Annotated in this window: 14 protein-coding genes; 6 read left to right on the top strand and 8 right to left on the bottom strand. The window is 63.7% G+C overall.

The genetic code is table 11. The annotated features are described in order from the left end of the window. The first annotated feature begins 111 nt into the window (after window positions 1-111). Both NKJ11_RS11710 and NKJ11_RS11705 read left to right on the top strand, forming a co-directional pair. Complete coding sequence (locus tag NKJ11_RS11710) at window positions 112-1,281, top strand: AI-2E family transporter (RefSeq protein WP_352610961.1); 1,170 nt, start codon at window positions 112-114, stop codon at window positions 1,279-1,281. 68 nt (window positions 1,282-1,349) lie between these two features. Beyond that, window positions 1,350-2,351 (top strand): LLM class flavin-dependent oxidoreductase, encoded by a 1,002-nt coding sequence (locus tag NKJ11_RS11705; RefSeq protein WP_023810748.1) that lies wholly within the window; start codon window positions 1,350-1,352, stop codon window positions 2,349-2,351. A gap of 32 nt (window positions 2,352-2,383) precedes the next feature. Here the strand turns inward: NKJ11_RS11705 and NKJ11_RS11700 are convergent, their stop codons facing one another. Beyond that, complete coding sequence (locus NKJ11_RS11700) at window positions 2,384-3,403, bottom strand: LacI family DNA-binding transcriptional regulator (RefSeq protein ID WP_023810747.1); 1,020 nt, start codon at window positions 3,401-3,403, stop codon at window positions 2,384-2,386. 221 nt (window positions 3,404-3,624) lie between these two features. Between NKJ11_RS11700 and NKJ11_RS11695 the strand changes: the two genes are divergently transcribed. The 4 genes from NKJ11_RS11695 (at window position 3,625) to NKJ11_RS11680 (ending at window position 8,395) form a co-directional block, all read left to right on the top strand. Then, window positions 3,625-5,208: a sugar ABC transporter ATP-binding protein gene (locus NKJ11_RS11695; protein ID WP_352610962.1), complete on the top strand. Its 1,584-nt coding sequence runs from the start codon at window positions 3,625-3,627 to the stop codon at window positions 5,206-5,208. Then, a complete protein-coding gene (locus NKJ11_RS11690) occupies window positions 5,205-6,521 on the top strand; it encodes an ABC transporter permease (RefSeq protein WP_352610963.1) in 1,317 nt (438 codons plus the stop codon). The genes NKJ11_RS11695 and NKJ11_RS11690 overlap by 4 nt, the downstream gene beginning before the upstream one ends. Further along, complete coding sequence (locus tag NKJ11_RS11685; RefSeq protein WP_023810744.1) at window positions 6,518-7,486, top strand: substrate-binding domain-containing protein; 969 nt, start codon at window positions 6,518-6,520, stop codon at window positions 7,484-7,486. The genes NKJ11_RS11690 and NKJ11_RS11685 overlap by 4 nt, the downstream gene beginning before the upstream one ends. Window positions 7,487-7,642: 156 nt before the next feature. After that, a complete protein-coding gene (locus NKJ11_RS11680) occupies window positions 7,643-8,395 on the top strand; it encodes a DUF5131 family protein (RefSeq protein ID WP_023810743.1) in 753 nt (250 codons plus the stop codon). On the opposite strand, the gene NKJ11_RS11675 is transcribed toward NKJ11_RS11680, so the two are convergent. The 7 genes from NKJ11_RS11675 to NKJ11_RS11645 all read right to left on the bottom strand — a co-directional run bounded on the left by NKJ11_RS11675 (window position 8,392) and on the right by NKJ11_RS11645 (window position 16,508). Next, a complete protein-coding gene (locus tag NKJ11_RS11675) occupies window positions 8,392-9,243 on the bottom strand; it encodes a three-Cys-motif partner protein TcmP (RefSeq protein WP_031213061.1) in 852 nt (283 codons plus the stop codon). The two genes, NKJ11_RS11680 and NKJ11_RS11675, sit on opposite strands and share 4 nt — an antisense overlap. 116 nt (window positions 9,244-9,359) lie before the next feature. Beyond that, window positions 9,360-9,821 carry a MarR family winged helix-turn-helix transcriptional regulator gene (locus NKJ11_RS11670; protein WP_023810741.1) on the bottom strand — a complete coding sequence of 154 codons (462 nt, stop codon included), beginning with the start codon at window positions 9,819-9,821 and terminating at the stop codon, window positions 9,360-9,362. Further along, on the bottom strand, window positions 9,818-10,402 hold the full coding sequence (locus NKJ11_RS11665) for an amino acid synthesis family protein (RefSeq protein WP_128304197.1): 585 nt from the start codon (window positions 10,400-10,402) through the stop codon (window positions 9,818-9,820). The genes NKJ11_RS11670 and NKJ11_RS11665 overlap by 4 nt, the downstream gene beginning before the upstream one ends. Continuing rightward, on the bottom strand, window positions 10,395-11,279 hold the full coding sequence (locus NKJ11_RS11660; protein WP_352793365.1) for a UPF0280 family protein: 885 nt from the start codon (window positions 11,277-11,279) through the stop codon (window positions 10,395-10,397). Before NKJ11_RS11660 ends, NKJ11_RS11665 begins: the two co-directional genes overlap by 8 nt. Then, window positions 11,279-12,820 carry a 6-hydroxynicotinate reductase gene (locus NKJ11_RS11655; protein ID WP_352440582.1) on the bottom strand — a complete coding sequence of 514 codons (1,542 nt, stop codon included), beginning with the start codon at window positions 12,818-12,820 and terminating at the stop codon, window positions 11,279-11,281. The genes NKJ11_RS11660 and NKJ11_RS11655 overlap by 1 nt, the downstream gene beginning before the upstream one ends. Continuing rightward, the gene (locus NKJ11_RS11650; protein WP_352610969.1) at window positions 12,817-15,651 is read right to left on the bottom strand and encodes a molybdopterin-dependent oxidoreductase; all 2,835 of its coding nucleotides are present in this window, start codon (window positions 15,649-15,651) and stop codon (window positions 12,817-12,819) included. The genes NKJ11_RS11655 and NKJ11_RS11650 overlap by 4 nt, the downstream gene beginning before the upstream one ends. Continuing rightward, entirely contained in the window at window positions 15,648-16,508 is an 861-nt protein-coding gene (locus tag NKJ11_RS11645; RefSeq protein WP_128304201.1) for an FAD binding domain-containing protein, read from the bottom strand. Before NKJ11_RS11645 ends, NKJ11_RS11650 begins: the two co-directional genes overlap by 4 nt. Between the last annotated feature and the right edge of the window lie 55 nt (window positions 16,509-16,563).

Genomic DNA, 16,563 nt, shown 5'->3' with positions numbered 1-16,563 from the left:
GTCCGGTGCGAGCGGCCTCATTCCGGAAGCCGGCTCATGGAACCTGCGCCCATAACTCTGCGTTCATGCAGGCAATAGCCGATCGCCGAGGGCGCCGGCTCGAGGGTGAGCATGAAAACCGAACCCGCTGCCTTGGCTCACGCCGTCGCCGACGAATCGGATTCGCGCGTTGCGGCCCGCGCCGACACGCATCTGATGCGTTCGCTGCTCGTCGGCATTTTCCTGTTCATGGCCATCTATGCGCTCTACTTCGCTCGCGCTTTCTTCATGCCGGTCATTCTGGCTTTCCTGCTGGCGCTGACGCTGACGCCGATCGTTAGGCTCCTGCGCAGGCACGGCATCTCCGAAGTGATTTCGGCGACCCTTCTGGTGCTGGTGTCGATCTGCATCTTTGCCAGCGTAGGCTACCTGCTCAGCGGACCGATCATCGACCTCATCAACAACACCTCTTCGATAGGCCAGCAACTTGCCGAACGGCTGGCACAATTGCGCCGCCCGCTCGAGAAGATCATGCAGATTTCGCATCAGATCGAACAGCTGACCCAGACTTCGCAGGAGCCGGGCATTCAGAGGGTGGCGGTGGCGCAGTCCGGCATCCTGTCGGCGGCCGCCAGCAACATCCTGTCGGCGGGAACAGGCCTGACCATCATCTTCGTGCTGTCGCTGTTCCTGCTCGCCTCCGGCACGATGTTTTATGAAAAGATCATCCAGTCCTTCGCCCGCCTCAGCGAAAAGAAACGGGCGCTGCGCGTCGTCTATGACGTCGAGCGCGAAATCTCGCACTATCTGCTCACCGTCACCATCATCAATGCCGGCCTTGGCACAGTCATCGCTCTCGGTCTGTGGGCGCTTGGCATGCCCAATCCGCTGGTCTGGGGAGCCGCCGCGGCGTTGCTCAACTTCTTGCCCTATGTCGGAGCGCTGATCACCATTGCGCTTGTCACGGTCATGGCGTTGATCAGCTTCGATACCATCTTCTACGCGCTTCTGGCGCCGGCCTTCGTGATCTTGTGCGACATCGTCGAAGGCCAGTTCGTGACGCCGATGGTGGTCGGCCGGCGCCTGGAGATCAACGCCGTGGCGATCTTGATCGCCATCGCCTTCTGGTCATGGCTGTGGGGCTTCGTCGGCGCCCTGATGGCGGTGCCGCTGCTGGTCGTCATCAAGGTATTCTGCGATCATTTCGACGGGCTCAGCCATGTCGGCAATTTTCTCTCCGCGCAGCACGCGATTGTCGTCGAGGAGGACGACATCGCCGACCCCGAAGCTGTCAAAGGCTGATCAATATTTTTGAATTTGCGGCGCCGCCGGATGCTTCCTACATGCGGTCCTGACACAGGATCCCACCCATGACCGCTCTTTCCGTTCTCGACCTGTCGCCGATCGTCGAAGGCAGCGATGCCTCGCAGTCGCTGGCCAACTCGCTCGATCTTGCCCGCCATGCCGAGCGCCTGGGCTACAAGCGTTTCTGGCTGGCCGAGCATCACAACATGCCGGGTATCGCCAGCGCGGCCACAGCCGTCGTCATTGCCCATGTCGCCGGCGGCACCAAGACCATTCGCGTCGGCGCCGGCGGTATCATGCTGCCCAACCATTCGCCGCTTGTGATTGCCGAGCAGTTCGGCACGCTGGCCGCCTTGCATCCGGGCCGCATCGATCTCGGCATCGGCCGGGCGCCCGGCACCGACATGGGCACCGCCCGTGCCTTGCGCCGCAATCTCGAGGCCGGGGTCGACAATTTCCCTCAGGATGTCGTCGAGCTGATGGGCTATTTCCAGCCGGCTGAGGAAGGCCAGCGTATCCGCGCCGTGCCCGGCGAAGGCCAGGACGTGCCGGTCTGGATTCTTGGCTCCAGCCTCTACGGCGCGCAGCTCGCCGCCATGCTCGGCCTGCCCTACGCCTTCGCTTCGCATTTCGCGCCGGCGGAGCTGGATCACGCGCTGGATGTCTACCGCTCGCGCTTCCAGCCGTCCGAGCAGCTCGACAAGCCGCATGTCATGCTCGGCCTCAATGTCTTCGCCGCGCCCACCGATGCGGAGGCCCGTTTGTTGTTCACCTCGCTGCAACAGGCTTTCGTCAATCTGCGCACCGGTCGGGCCGGCCGGCTGCCGCCACCTGTCGAGAACTATGACCGCGATCTCGATCCGATGGCAAAGACAATGCTCGGCCAGGCATTGTCCTGCGCCGTCGTAGGCTCCCCGGAAACGGTGCGGCAAGGCATCGATGCCTTCGTGCGCCGCACCGGCGCCGACGAACTGATGGTCACCGCGCAGATTTTTGATCATGCGGCGCGGGTGCGATCGTTCGAGATCCTGGCCGAGGCGCACAAATCCTTGTCGCAGGCGGCCTGACAAATCCTGGTACGACTTACGCCGGGGGAAGGCTACGCGCTCACGCTCTGCGCAATCGCGCCGAGCGGACGGCATGAATTGCGGATCATCAGCCGGCCCTTGAGCAAAAGCTTGCGCGGCGGCGCGTCCCTGTTGCCGGCGAGACGGTCGAGAAGCAGATTGGCCGCCTGTTCTCCGATCGCCTGCACCGGCTGGGCCACCGTGGTCAACTGCGGCTGGAACACGTCGGACCATGGAAAGTCGTCGAAGCAGGCGACCGAAATGTCTTCCGGGCAGGACAGGCCGATGTCGCGGATCGCCTTCATGGTGCCGATCACCATCGGGTTGTTGGCCGAGAAGATAGCACTTGGCCGATCATGCGAGGAAAGCATCTGCATGGTTTCGTTATAGCCGTCGATCTCATGGAAATTGCCGAAGCGGATCAGTTCTTCGGCGATCGGCAGGCCGGCGGCGTGAAGCGCCTCGCGATATCCCGCCATGCGGTCATGCATCGGCGAGATGTCCGAGGTGCCGGTGATGTAACCGATGCGCCGGTGGCCGAGATTGATCAGATAGGTGATGGCGTCGAACACCGCGCGCTGGTTGTCCAGCACCACGGCATCGGTGTCGACGCCTTTGCAGATACGATCGAGCAGCACGACCGGCACGTTGGCGTCGTCGACGATCCGCTTGAGGATCGCGCCGTCGCCGACGCGCGCCACGATCAGCCCGTCGACCATGCGGTCGAGCAGCAGCCTGATCTGGTCGTCCTGGGTGTTCAAATCCTCGTCCGTGCAGCACAGCATGACGGCATAGCCGGCCCGGTCGAAGGCCTGCTGGATGACCGAGACGACATCGGTGAAGAACGGGTTGGTGATGTGCGGCACGGTCAGTCCGATGGTGCGGGTCGTGCCCATCTTCAGGCTGCGGGCGATCGCGTTGCGCTTGTAGCCGATATCGCGGATCGCCTGCTCGATGCGCTGGCTAAGCTCCGGGCTGACCGTCGCCGTGCCATTGATCAGCGCCGAAACGGTGGCGACAGAAACACGCGCCGCTTCAGCCACATGAAGCATGGTGGGCGCGGTGGATTTGCGGTGTCTTTTTTGCCCTGACGCTGTCATTTTCGAAACGTTTCGCCACCCCTTGCTGGCCAATACGTACGGAATCCTGTCCTTTTAAGCAAGAATCGAATTGCATCAAACGCCCGGCACCTTATATCGGCTTGACATGATCGAAACGTTTAGATTAGCGTTTGCGGGAAATTGACGACGACGGAAGGGAGGCCGCCATTGTCATGCAAGAGAGCAATTCCCTTTCCCCGCAGCACGGTGCGGCTGATCGGTCGGACACCGTTCTGAGTGCCGAGCGCATTTCCAAGAGCTTCGGCGGCATCGCCGCGCTTGTCGATGTAGGCTTTGAGCTGCGTCGCGGCGAGGTTCATGCCTTGATGGGCGAGAACGGCGCCGGCAAGTCGACGCTGATGAAAATCCTCTCCGGCGTCTATACCGGCTATGAAGGCACGGTCAGCGTCGATGGCCGCCCCGTCAGCTTCGCCGGAGTGCGCGATGCCGAGGATGCCGGCATCGCCATCATTCATCAGGAACTCAACCTGGTGCCCGAACTCAGCGTCGCCGACAACATCTTCCTCGGCCGCGAGAAGCTGATCGCAGGGCTGATCGTCGACCGCAAGGCAAGCAGCCGCGCGGCGGGTGCTTTGTTGCAGCGGCTCGGCATCGAACTCGATCCGCAAGCCCGCGTCGGCGCCTTGCGTGTCGGCGAGCAGCAACTGGTCGAGATCGCCAAGGCGCTGTCGATGTCGGCGCGCATCCTGATCATGGACGAGCCGACCTCGGCGCTGTCGCCGGCCGAATGCCAGCGGCTGTTCCGCATCATCCGCCAGCTTGCCGACAGCGGAGTCGCCATCGTCTACATCTCGCACCGCATCGACGAGGTCGTGCATCTGGCCGGTCGCGTCACCGTGTTTCGCGACGGACGCCATGTGCTGACCGAGCCGATGGCCAGGCTCGACGAAGATGCGATCATTTCGGCGATGGTCGGCCGCAACCTGCTTGCTTCCTCCCAGGAAGAGCGCAACACCACTGGCATGACCGTGCTTTCGGTCGAAAACCTGTCGCTGTCGAAGCCCGATGCGCATGGCTGGCGCACGGTGATCGACGGCGTCGGCTTCGATCTTGCCGCTGGAGAAATCCTTGGCATTGGCGGGCTGCTGGGTTCGGGCCGCACCGAGATCCTGGAAGCGATCTTCGGTTCGAGCGATGGCCGCACCGGCGGCGAAATCCGTATCGACGGCCAGCGCATGGATATCCGTTCGCCGCGCGATGCAAGGCGGCTGGGCATCGCGCTGGTGACCGAGGATCGCAAGACGCAAGGGTTGCATCTGCAGGCTTCGATCGCGGACAATGTCGCGCTGCCGCTGGTCGGCTCGCTGGCCCGCTTCGGCATCCGCTCGCTGGCCGGCGAGCAGGGGCTGGCGCGGCAGGCGGTCGAGGCCCTCGGCATCCGCTGCCGGGACATCGATCAGCCCGCCGGTACGTTGTCGGGCGGCAACCAGCAGAAGGTCGTCATCGGCAAGTGGCTGGCAACCAGGCCAAGGGTGCTGCTGCTCGACGAGCCGACGCGCGGCATCGATGTCGGCGCCAAGCGCGAGATCTACGACCTGATCTTCAGGCTGGCGCGCGACGGCCTCGCCATCGCCGTCATCAGCTCCGAACTGCCGGAGCTGCTGCACCTCTCCGACCGCATCCTGGTGATGGCCGATGGCCGCCAGACAGGCATTCTTTCCCGCGACGCGGCCAGTGAGGAGGCCATCATGCGCCTCGCCGCCCCGCGCCGGACCATATCGAGACCAGCCGCATGACTGCCCTGAAACTCCTGTCCCGAACCAAGCTCTATTGGGGCCTGATCGCCATCTTCCTGATCGGCGTGCTCGGCTCGCCGATGAGCTCGAAGGGCAACAACATCTTCCTCTCCTACGGCAATCTGCTCGATGTGCTGCGCCAGGTGTCGACCACCGGCCTGATCGCCACCGGCATGACGGCTGTGATCATCACCGGCGGCATCGATCTCTCCGTCGGCTCGCTGATGGCTATCTGCTCGGTGGTCTGCGCCATGCTGCTGACGGTTCCAGGCGTGACACCAGGCGTCGTGCTGGGCGTGCCGACCGTCGCTTTGGTGGCGCTTTGCCTCGGTTTCGTCGTCACCCGTTTCATCTTCCAGAACCTGGCAAAATCCCGCGCCGGCGCCGATCTCCTCCGCGAGATCAGGCTGGACGGGATTCGTGGGGTGGTCACGCCCGCCGTCGTCGGCGTGGTCCTGTGCTGCCTGTCGCTGTGGTTTCTGCTGCCGCAGATCGAGCCGAAATTCGGCGTGCTCGGCGTGCTGCTGGTGGCGCCATGCGTCGGCTTGCTGTTCGGCGCGCTCAACGGCTTCATCATCGTTGCCGGGCGGCTGCAACCCTTCATCGTCACCTTGGCGATGATGGTGACGGCGCTCGGCATCGCACGGCTGACCGCCGGCCAGAACAATGCGGTGCTGCCGGTCTATACCGGCTCCAACGCGACCGCCGATTTCGAGATCCTGCGCTCGCTGGTGTTCGGCATCATCCCGATGCCGGGCCTGTTCTTCCTCGGCGCCATCCTGATCTATGGCGCGGTGCTGCGCTTCACGCCGTTCGGCCGCTATGTCTACGCCATCGGCGGCAACGAGGAGGCGGCGCGCCTCTCCGGCATCGCCGCCGGCCGCGTCAAGATCGCTACCTATGCTGTCTCCGGGCTGCTCGCCGGCATCGCCGCCGTGCTCTATGTCGCGCAGTACCGGCAAGGCAAGCCGGATGCCGGCGCCGGGCTGGAGCTCGATGCCATCGCCGCCGTGGTCATCGGCGGCACCAGCCTGATGGGCGGCCGCGGCAGTCTCACCGGCACGTTCTGCGGCGTGCTGATCTTCGGCCTGCTCTCCAACATCCTGCAGCTCCACAACATCAATTCGAACCTTCAGCTGGTGCTGAAGGGGATGATCATCATCGGCACCGTGCTCGTGCAGGAGCGCAATGCCGGTGATCTCCTGGCCTATCTGCGCCTGCCCGGCGGGCAATCGGCGCACAAGGAAACGGCCGCGGCAAAGCGGCCGTCGCAAGAGACACCGTCTCTCAATCTCGGAGGAAACAAAAAATGAAACGACGTGACATGCTGAAGCTTGCCGCCCTGACCGCGGCGCTGCTGACCACCACCGCGCTTCTGACCACCGGCAATGCCTTCGCCCAGGACAAGAAGTGGAAGATCGGCTTCTCGCAGGTGACGACCATCGAGCCCTGGCGCGCGCAGTTCAACAAGGACATCCTGGCCGAAGCCGCCAAGCATCCCGAGGTCGAACTGATCATCACCGACGGCGAGGACAAGACCGAAAAGCAGGTCGCCGATGTCGAGAACCTGATCCGCCAGGAGGTCGATGCGCTGTTGGTGTCACCGAAGGAATCTGCCGGCTTGACCGGCGTCGTGCAGCAGGCGATCGACGCCAAGATCCCGGTCTTCGTGCTCGACCGCAATGTCGACACCAAGGACTACACGCAGTTCGTCGGCGGCGACAACGCGCTGATCGGTCGCGCGGCCGGCGAATATGCCGTCGAACTGCTTGGCGGCAAGGGCAAGGCTGCAGGCAACGTCGTCGAGATCTGGGGCGGCATGGGCACCCAGCCGGCGCATGACCGCCATGACGGTTTCCATGAATTCACCGACAAGGAACCGGGCATCAAATATCTGCTCGACCAGCAATCGGGCGACTGGAAGCAGGACCAGGCCTACAATCTGATGGCCAACGCGCTGAAGAGCAACGAGAAGATCGATCTCGTTTACGGCCACAACGACCCGATGGCCTATGGCGCCTATCTCGCCGCCAAGGATGTCGGCCGCGAGAAGGACATCAAGTTCATCGGCATCGACGGCCTGCCCAATGAAGGCGTGCAGATGGTGAACAAGGGCGAGCTGACGGCGACCTTCACCTATGTCACTCCCGGCGCCGAAGGCCTGCGCCAGGCGATCAAGTTCCTCAACGGCGAGAAGGTCGAAAAGACCATCACTCTGCCGACCGAGAAGATCACCAAGGAAAACGCTGCCCAGGTGCTGAAGGACAACGGCCTCTGAATGCTATTGCCGGAGAAGGTAGCTCCGGTGTTTAGAATTCGGCCATAGCTCTCCCGCTCTTTGGTGGGCTATGGCCGGAACCTCTTCAGCCGTCGAACTCGATAACGGAAGCTTCATCACCTTGAATTAACCATCAACGTGAAGGAGAATCTTCCTATGGCTGAGACTTCGATCGAATGGACCGACGCGACGTGGAACCCGGTGGCCGGCTGCACGATCCTGACCGCCGGTTGTACGAACTGCTACGCGATGCGCATGGCGGCACGACTAGATGCCATGGGCATGAACAAGTACCAGGGCTTAACACGGAAGACGGGTGGCCGGGCGAAGTGGACCGGCAAAGTCATCACCGATCCGAAATCGCTGTCGATCCCCGCAACTTGGTCAAAACCACGCCGCGTCTTCGTGAACTCGATGTCCGATCTCTTTCATGTCGATGTGCCAGCCGATTTCATTCGGCAGGTATGGGCTGTGATGGAAGAGACGCCACGGCATACTTATCAGATTCTAACGAAGCGCCCGGAAGTCATGGCCAAGGTTCTGACGCGTGGCGACTTTCCCGTTCTGCCGAATGTCTGGCTCGGGACCAGCGTTGAAGACCATCGAGTGCTGGGCAGACTCGATGACCTTCGCCGAGTGCCAGCAGCAATCCGGTTCGTTTCTCTAGAGCCGTTGATTGGATCTGTGGCCGGTGCCAATCTCACCGGTATTCAATGGGCAATCGTTGGCGGTGAAAGCGGGCCAGGGGCACGGGATATGAATCCTCACTGGGTCGACGAGATCGAAACGATGTGCCGACGCGCGGGCACGGCATTCTTCTTCAAGCAGTGGGGAGGCAATAATAAGAAAGCCGCCGGTCGTATGCTCAATGGTCGTATCTACGATGAGATGCCGTCAGCTACCGCCTAGAAAAGGTTGCCCTGTCTTTGGTTGTTGGCAGCGACCTTCCAAAACGCCAGAGCGAGTTCATGCTTGGCGGCTAGCAGAAGCCAATATAGCGGCTGGTTGCCGGGTCCGGTTACTAGCTTGGGTTCGGGGGAGGGCCATACGCCGAGTCGTCCAACAAGTTCCGACCAATAACGCAAAATTGCCTGGCGTGTTGCCTTGGCGTTTCCCGCTTTGATGGCGTCACGCCAGCCAGGAATGAAGGCATCGAACACCGTCGAGTCGCCCGACGAGTATTTGTCGAGGTTCCGCTGCAGGTCCATTTGGCTGACATGTACAAGCATGTCGACGTACCGAAGGTCTGACAGCGTGCTGATCATCTCGAAGTTGAGCGTCTCCAGGTTGTAAGGATCCAGGTATGCGAAATTCAAGCTATGAGGGTTCACAACGCCGACGACCGTCTTGATGGTGGCAACAGCATTACCCGTGAAAGCCACGACCGGAGCGTTCAGCGCTTGTAGCCGTTTCTTGCAAGCCTCAACCCGCCCGGGTTCGATATCTCCGATATATACCGCAGAGAATGGCGTTCTGCTGTCCGCACTCTTCTTCCAGGCAGCAACCACACCGCCATCAATGAACTCATTGGTGCCGCGAATCCTGCATCTGCCCGGTCCACAGAACGGATCAATCAGAGTTGCTCCAGCCTTTCCGTGATCGAGCCATTTTGATCGGACGCCACGGCTGATGTCGACATAACGACATAGATACTCGTGCTTAGTTTTGGCCCAGGCGCCGACCTCCTCTACGGGCGATCCGTCGTCGCCTTGAACAAGCTGCCCCACAAACGCCCCCGTTTTGATCGATCCAATCATCTTTGGTGTCAATCGACAAGCGACGAGCTAACCGCATTCGCCTGAGGCGAACTCTTCTCCGACAGCTATATTACATAAGGCCTTGCTAGTCGGCCCATTCTCGCGGCAGCGCCGCTCTAAGCCAGCTTCACCAGCAGCTTCATGAAGGTGGCGATCTCCTTGGCCGAGAGCGGCGCCAGCGTCTCCTGGGTGATCTCGCGCGCCAGCGGGATCAGGCGCTCGATGGCATCACGGCCTGCCGCGGTCAGATTGACCAGCAGCCGTCTCTTGTCGACCTCGTGCCTGGAAAGCTCGACCAGGCCGCGCGCCTTCAGCCGGTCGATGACGCCCTTGACCGTCGCCGCATCCATGGCGATCAGCGTGCCGAGCTGGTTCTGCGAGGTCTCGCCGACGTCACGCAGCTTGGCCAACGCCGCGAATTGCGGCGGCGTCAGGTCGCCGATATGCGCGGCAAAGATCGCGACATGGCGCTGATGCGCCTTGCGCAGGATGAAGCCGACCTGCTCCTGCAGGAGGTAATCCTGGTCGTCCGGCGCCTCGACCTCGACCAGCTTGAGCAGATTGTCCTCGCCGCTCACCGCAAGCCATCCCAGGCTTTGATGTCATCGGCCGCGAGACCACCCATGCGATCGTGGATGCGCGGGCCGCAGGTCATGGCGAGGCAGAACAGGATCTCGTCGGGGCGCGGACCATCGGACATGCCGACTTCCATGGCGTCGAAATGGCTGCGCACATAGGCGGCGTTGATGTGGCCGAGCGGCACGTCGAGCTTCGAACCGAAAGCGCCGACCTTCTTGGCCGAGGGCACGATCGCCTTGGCGTCGCCGAGCCGCTCGCGCATGGCGTAGCCGCCGGGCACATGCCAGAGCGCGCCGTGCTCGAGTTCGCCTGCTGTGCCGACAATGGCGCCCTTGCCATAGCCGTCGATCTGTTTCACATCGCCGCCGAGGGCCGCGATCAGCCGGTCGGCGAGCAGCAGGCCGAGCGGCTTTAGATCATCCATGGCGCTCTGCAGCTCCTCGACATAGCGCCCGGCGAACGGATTCTTCACCACGGCAAGAGCGGCGGCGCGGCGGCGCGGCACCCTGGCCACCGGCCCGCCCTCGTGAAAAATCTCTTCGGTCAGCACCGCGATCTTGCGGATCGGAAACTCAGGCATGGGCAACCTCCTCCCTCGAACTTTTGTTGGGCGCGGCAAGCGCAACCGAGCCACTGATGCGGGCCTCACCGCCAAGAAACAACGCCGATCCGGCAATGAGGCCGCGCCGGCGAAAATCTTCGGCGACGGCAAGGCCATTGTCCAGCGCCTGCGCCACTTCGCCAGGTGCAAGCGTGCCGACGCCTTGGGTCACCAGCCGCGAGCCAAGATCGCTGTCGGGCGACAGTTCATGTGCGGAAATGCGTCTGATGGCGGGATTGCTGGGCAGGTCCACTGCGTTGGCAATGAGGGTCGCCGCCGCATCGGCCTCGGCGCCAGTCCGCGCGAGCACGGTGACGGCGTCGGCAATGCCAAGCGAGAAGGAGCGGCCGCGCCAGCCGCTGGTGGCAACGCCACGAACGCCATCTTCCGCGCGGATCGTGATCCGGTCGGCCATGCCGTTGCCGGTGCCGGCGACCGCCAATCCCATCGACTGTTCCCTGCCGATATGGATTGCGCAGTCGCCGCCATTGTTGACATAGGCGCGATCGAGCTTGCGACCCTCAAGCAATGCGGCGAGCATTTCGTCGGCTACCGATCCCGCGACGGCGGCCATCGGTGTTATGAAGCATTCCGCCAGGGGCATGACGGCTGCCTCCATGCGGCGCGCCGTCGGGCCGGCGAATGTGCGCGGCGCCAGGAAAAACGCCGGCAGCCGCAATTCGGGGAGTTCCTCGACCAGCTCCATCAGGATCGTCTGGAACCGCGCTACGGCTTGTTCATAGGCTCGGCGGCATTCATCCGCCTCACCAAAAACCTCGACGATCAGGTCGATCGGCCCGTGGTTGAGATGCAGCCGCCTGCCGTCCTGCAGCCAATGGGCTTGCGGACCTTGCATCACCCGGCCCCGTTCGGGCCGGCACGACGTAGCTGCGCGAGTGGCGGCCATGGATTGTTGGCTTCGGCGCCGGTGCCGCGGCGCGGATTCAGGTACTCACCGCCTTTTGCGACAATGTCCTCGACGCTGCGTATCTCGGCCTCGTAGCCGCCGAGCCTGACATAGTCGTCGCGGCGCAGCGTGAACTCGATCGGGGCCACCAGCGCCGGCGTCGGCACATAGCCGAAGGCGCCTTCCGGCACTCGTGTGACATCGACCATCAGCGTGATGCCGCCGCCCGGCCAGACATAGACCGGCGCGCCGCCGACCGTCACATAGGTCTTCAGGCCCTGAACCGAGCGGGTGAGATTGACCGGGTTTTCGGTGACGCCGGCCCGCAGCGAACCGCCGGCACCGCCGATGAACAGCACCGTGCACAAAGCCGGCTCGCAATTGTCCTCGATCAGGCCGACCGACTTTTGCAGCCGTTCGGGGAAAGGTTTTTGCACCGGTTTCAGCTCGTCATCGAGCTCGTAATAGGCGAACTGCTCGCCGGTGGTCGACACCATCAGCAGCGACAGACCCGGCCGCGCGCCTTTCTTGGCGTTCCACTCGCCGAGGATCGACAGTGGGTCGGAAATGCTGGTGCCGCCCCAGCCGAGACCGGGTTCGGAGACCTTGAAATAGCGGCCCGGCGTCGAACGGCGACCAATGATCTTGATGCCCGTATCCTGCCAGCCCAGAACCTTGCCAGCCTGGTGCTCGGAAACGACGCCGGTGATGTGGTCGTCGACCACCACCACCTCGTCGACCAGGCCGCGCCATTGCGTGGCGAACATGCCGATGGTCGCCGAGCCGCAGCCGACGCGCATGCGGTGTTCCTGCTTGCCGTCGATGACAGGCGCCTTGCCGGCTTCGACTGTTATGGTGGCGCCGCCGTCGATGGCCAGTTCCACCGGCTTGCGGTTGCACAGATTGAGCAGAGCGTCGCAGGTGGCGCGGCCCTCGGCCTTGGAGCCGCCGGTCAGGTGATGCACACCGCCCAGCGACAGCATCTGCGAGCCATATTCTCCCGTCGTGACATGGCCGATCGCTTCGCCTTGCGATCGCACGACAGCCGTTTCGGGTCCGATATGACGGTCGGTGTCGATCTTCACCTTGACGCCGCAATACGAAAAAATGCCTTCGGTGACCACGGTCACGAGATCGACGCCTTCGACTTCCTGGCTGACGATGAACGGCGCCGGCTTGTAGTCGGGATAGGTGGTGCCGGCGCCGATTGCCGTGACGAAGCGGCGGCCGGTGTTGACCAGTTCGCCGTCCCAGGCCTCGCCTTCGGCAATGAACGGCACGATTGCCGCGCCGGTCTCGGCCGCATGGTCGAGGATCGTCAGCGGGTCCATCCGCACGATCCTGCCGCCGACATTGCCGTAGCGGTCGCAGGCGCCCGTGCGCCCATCCGCGATGTAGCACATCACCGGACAGGCATCGCAGCGGATCTTCTCCGCCACCAGCTTCTCGCCGGGATCATGGGTTTCGAAGCGTTCGGCAAGCTCGCTCATCGGCGTGCCTCCTTTTCGCGGATGCCATCTTTTTCGCGGATGCCAGCGCGGATACGCGTCGGCGTCGCCGGTATCTTGGTGACCAGGACGCCGGTGGCGTGGCGGATGGCATTGAGGATTGCCGGTGCCGTCGGGATCAGCACATGCTCGCCCAAACCCTTGGCACCGAAGGGTCCTTCCGGGTCCGGAACTTCAATGAGAATGGTCTCGATCGGCGGCACGTCGCCAATGGTCGGGATGAGATAGTCGTGCAGATTCTCGGTGCGGCCGGGGATGTACTCTTCCATCAGCGCCATGCCGATGCCTTGCGCGATACCGCCTTCGATCTGGCCCTCGGCCAGCAGCGGGTTGATCGCCTTGCCGACATCGTGCGCGGCGGTGATTTTCAGCAGCTTCACCGTGCCGAGCTTGAGGTCGACCTCCAGTTCGGCGATCTGCGCGCCATAGCCGTAAACGGCATAGGGCTTGCCCTGTCCTTTGGCATCGAGCGGCAGTGTCGGCGGATCGTAGGTCTCCTCAGCACGGAAGACGAAGCCTTCGGTATCCACATCCAATGTCGCGAGATCGATGCGGCGCGTGGCTTCGCCTTCGCGGATGACGATCGCGGGGCCGTCGAGTTGCAGGGCTGCGTTTTCGGAAACATTGGCAAATCGCAGGATCTTTTCGCGCAAGGCGCGGCCGGCCTTTTCGGCTGCCTTGCCGGTGACGAAAGTCTGGCGCGAGGCCGAGGTCTTGCCGGCGTCGGGAGTGATGGCTGTGTCGGCGCTCTTCAGTTGGAATTTCTCCAACGGCAGGCCGAGAGCGTCGGCGCAGATCTGGGTGATGACGGTGTTGGAACCCTGGCCGATATCGACGGCGCCCTGGTGCAGGATGACCGCGCCGTCGGCCGCGATGCCGACCCGGATTGTCGACGGGTTGGGCAGCGAGGTGTTGCCGCAGCCATACCAGCAGGACGCGACGCCAACGCCGCGCTTTCTATCCCTGTTGGCACTGTTGAATGCATCCGCATCAGCCGTCGCGCGCACCCAATGCGGCTGCAGCGATTCGAGGCATTCGGCAATGCCGACGCCGGACTCCAGAAGCTGCCCGGTAACCGTTTCGGAACCGTTCCGAAGGCAGTTCCTTAAGCGGAAGTCGAGCCGGTCCATGCCGAGTTTGCCGGCCAGCTCGTCATAGAGCGTCTCCTGCATGATCGTCGCCTGCGGCACGCCGAAGCCGCGGAAGGCACCGGAAATTGGCCCATGCGTGTGAATGGCGCGGCCTTCGGCGCGGTAATTCGGCGTCGCGTAGGGTCCGGAGGCGTGCACCGGCACGCGGTTGGCCACGGTAGGGCCCCAGCTTGCATAGGCGCCGGTGTTGAAGTCACCTTCGAAGATCATGCCGGTGACAAGGCCGTCGGCATCGGCGCCGATGGTCGCTTTCATCCCGGCCGGATGGCGCTTGGTGGTCGACATCATCGATTCGTTGCGGGTGTAGGCGAGTGCCGCCGGCCGCCCCGTCTTCAGCGCCACCAGGCCGATCAGCGGCTGCAACGAAACGTCGAGTTTGGAACCGAAACCGCCGCCGGTCGCGGTCGGCACGATGCGCACCTTGTCGACGGCAAGGCCGAGCACCTTCGCCGTCTCGTCGCGGTCCATATAGGGCGCCTGGGTGCAGGCGACGACGACCAGCGTGTCGCCGTCCAGATAGGCATAGCCGGCTTCCGGTTCGATATAGGCGTGCTCGACATAGGAGGTGTCGATGGCGCCGGACACGGTGAACGCAGCGCCGGCAAGCGCCGTCTCGGGGTCGCCGCGTTCGACCAGGCCGGAGGTGAGCAGGTTCGCCGGCCGACTTTCATGGATCAGCGCCGCACCTTCGGCCTGCGCTTCGGCGGGTTGCAGAAAATGCGGCAGTTCGCTCCAGCGGATAGGAAAATCCGACAGGTCGAGATCGAGGATCGCCTCGCGCTCGCCGGCGACCAGCGCCACCGCCTCGCCGCGAAGACGAGTAAAACCTTCGGCCAGCGCCGGCTGGTCGGCGAATGGGCCGATAGCGCCGAAACAGTTCTTTCCCGGAATGTCGGCGGCGGTGAAGACCCCGGCGATGCCAGGATGCTGTTTCGCCCAGCCGTCGAGGTCGCCGAAGGCGAAAGCGGCGTGATAATGCGGCGAGCGGACCACCAGCACGGCCAGCGCATCGGCGGGGAAGGAATCGCCGCCGAATTTCTCAGCCCCGGTGACCTTCGGCACGCCGTCGAGTCGGATCGGCGAGGAGCCGATCGCGTGGCCGGATGGAGGCAAGCGGAAATCCAGGCTTACTGCCTGCACGGAGGCATCCATCACTGCGGCAATGATCTTCCGGTAGCCGGTGCAGCGGCACAGAATTCCGCCGAGCGCGTCCTGTACCTCGACCTCGGTGGGGCTCGCCTTCTTCTCCAGCAACGCCGTCGCCGCAACCAACAGGGCGGGCGTGCAGATCCCGCACTGCGCGGCGCCGTAGGCGAGGAAAGAGGCCTGCAACGCCGACAGCCGGCCGTTGGAAAGCCCTTCGACTGTCGTCACCGATGCGCCGGCAGCGGAAGCCGCCGGCATCAGGCAGGCGCAGACGGGATCGCCGTCGACCAGCACCGTACAGGCGCCGCAATCGCCGGCATCGCAGCCGACCTTGGTGCCGGTCAGCCCCAGTTCGTCGCGCAGCACCAGAGACAGCCGGCGCAGCGGCGGCACATTGACCGAGACGGCGGCGCCGTTGACCTCGAAGACGATATCGGCGCGCGCAGCGCCGAAGCCTGGCTGGGCACTGCTCGGATCGGGCAAGGCTTCACGCGCGTCAGGCTGAATTTGGCTCATGCCGCCACCTCTTCGCCAGTCGTCCGGCCCACAGCCGCGAGCACGGCGCGGGCAACAATCTCGCGCACCGCATCGAGCCGGTATTCGGCGCTGCCGCGCACATCGGCGATCGGCGACAGTTCGCTCATCGGCGCGGACAGGACCGCAAAGGCAAGTCCGCCATCCGCCGGCAGCCCGCACAACGCGGCTTCGACGCCGGCCAGCCGCCTGGCCACCACCGAGCAGGAGCCGGCGGCGACCGCCGCTTGCCGGACAAGGCCGTTTTCGACGACCAGACGTGCCGCCACCATGGCAATGGAAATGACGAGATAACGGCGCGCGCCGAGCTTGACGAAAGCCGACATGCCCGTAGCAGCGGGTCTCGGCACGCGGATGGCCGTGACCATCTCACCGGGCAGCAGAGCCGTTCGGCGGTTGCCGAGAATGAAGTCCTGCAGCGGCAGGTGCCGCGTGGCTGCCACCGAGCGCAGCTCGACCTCGGCATCGAGGACGAGCAGGGCAGGCACACCGTCGGCGGCCGGCGACGCGTTGCAGACATTGCCGGCGACCGAGGCGACGTTCTGGATCTGCACCGAGCCGACCTCGCGCGCCGCCTGTTTCAAGGCATCGAAGGCCGGCGGCAAGGGGTGGCGGACGATGTCGGTCCAGGTCGTGCGCGCGCCGATGACGAAATGGTCGCTCGTCTCGGCAATGCCGCGCAGCGAACCCAGGCCGTTAATGTCGAGAACATTGTCGCGGAAGGGTTTGCTGCCCTGTGCCGGATAGAAATCGGTGCCGCCGGCAAGGATGCGCCAGGCGCCCTCGCCAAGCAAAGCGAGCGCTTCGTCGACCGAGGTGGGTTTCGCGTAACGGATCACGCTTTGCCTTCCAGAAAAGGAACTTTCCGAATCCGGTATTTCCGGCGTTCAAGCC

Source organism: Mesorhizobium sp. M0243 (assembly GCF_040321775.1).
GTDB lineage: Bacteria > Pseudomonadota > Alphaproteobacteria > Rhizobiales > Rhizobiaceae > Mesorhizobium.
Note: the sequence above shows the minus strand (reverse complement) of the source record. Positions and strands in the feature narration are given on the sequence as shown.

Coding starts and splice junctions, on each gene's coding strand:
- NKJ11_RS11680 (WP_023810743.1), top strand. CDS start 7,643: ATGGCTGAGACTTCGATCGAATGGACCGACGCGACGTGGAACCCGGTG.
- NKJ11_RS11690 (WP_352610963.1), top strand. CDS start 5,205: ATGACTGCCCTGAAACTCCTGTCCCGAACCAAGCTCTATTGGGGCCTG.
- NKJ11_RS11675 (WP_031213061.1), bottom strand. CDS start 9,243: ATGATTGGATCGATCAAAACGGGGGCGTTTGTGGGGCAGCTTGTTCAA.
- NKJ11_RS11705 (WP_023810748.1), top strand. CDS start 1,350: ATGACCGCTCTTTCCGTTCTCGACCTGTCGCCGATCGTCGAAGGCAGC.
- NKJ11_RS11660 (WP_352793365.1), bottom strand. CDS start 11,279: ATGCAAGGTCCGCAAGCCCATTGGCTGCAGGACGGCAGGCGGCTGCAT.
- NKJ11_RS11700 (WP_023810747.1), bottom strand. CDS start 3,403: ATGCTTCATGTGGCTGAAGCGGCGCGTGTTTCTGTCGCCACCGTTTCG.
- NKJ11_RS11695 (WP_352610962.1), top strand. CDS start 3,625: ATGCAAGAGAGCAATTCCCTTTCCCCGCAGCACGGTGCGGCTGATCGG.
- NKJ11_RS11685 (WP_023810744.1), top strand. CDS start 6,518: ATGAAACGACGTGACATGCTGAAGCTTGCCGCCCTGACCGCGGCGCTG.
- NKJ11_RS11655 (WP_352440582.1), bottom strand. CDS start 12,820: ATGAGCGAGCTTGCCGAACGCTTCGAAACCCATGATCCCGGCGAGAAG.
- NKJ11_RS11710 (WP_352610961.1), top strand. CDS start 112: ATGAAAACCGAACCCGCTGCCTTGGCTCACGCCGTCGCCGACGAATCG.
- NKJ11_RS11650 (WP_352610969.1), bottom strand. CDS start 15,651: ATGAGCCAAATTCAGCCTGACGCGCGTGAAGCCTTGCCCGATCCGAGC.
- NKJ11_RS11665 (WP_128304197.1), bottom strand. CDS start 10,402: ATGCCTGAGTTTCCGATCCGCAAGATCGCGGTGCTGACCGAAGAGATT.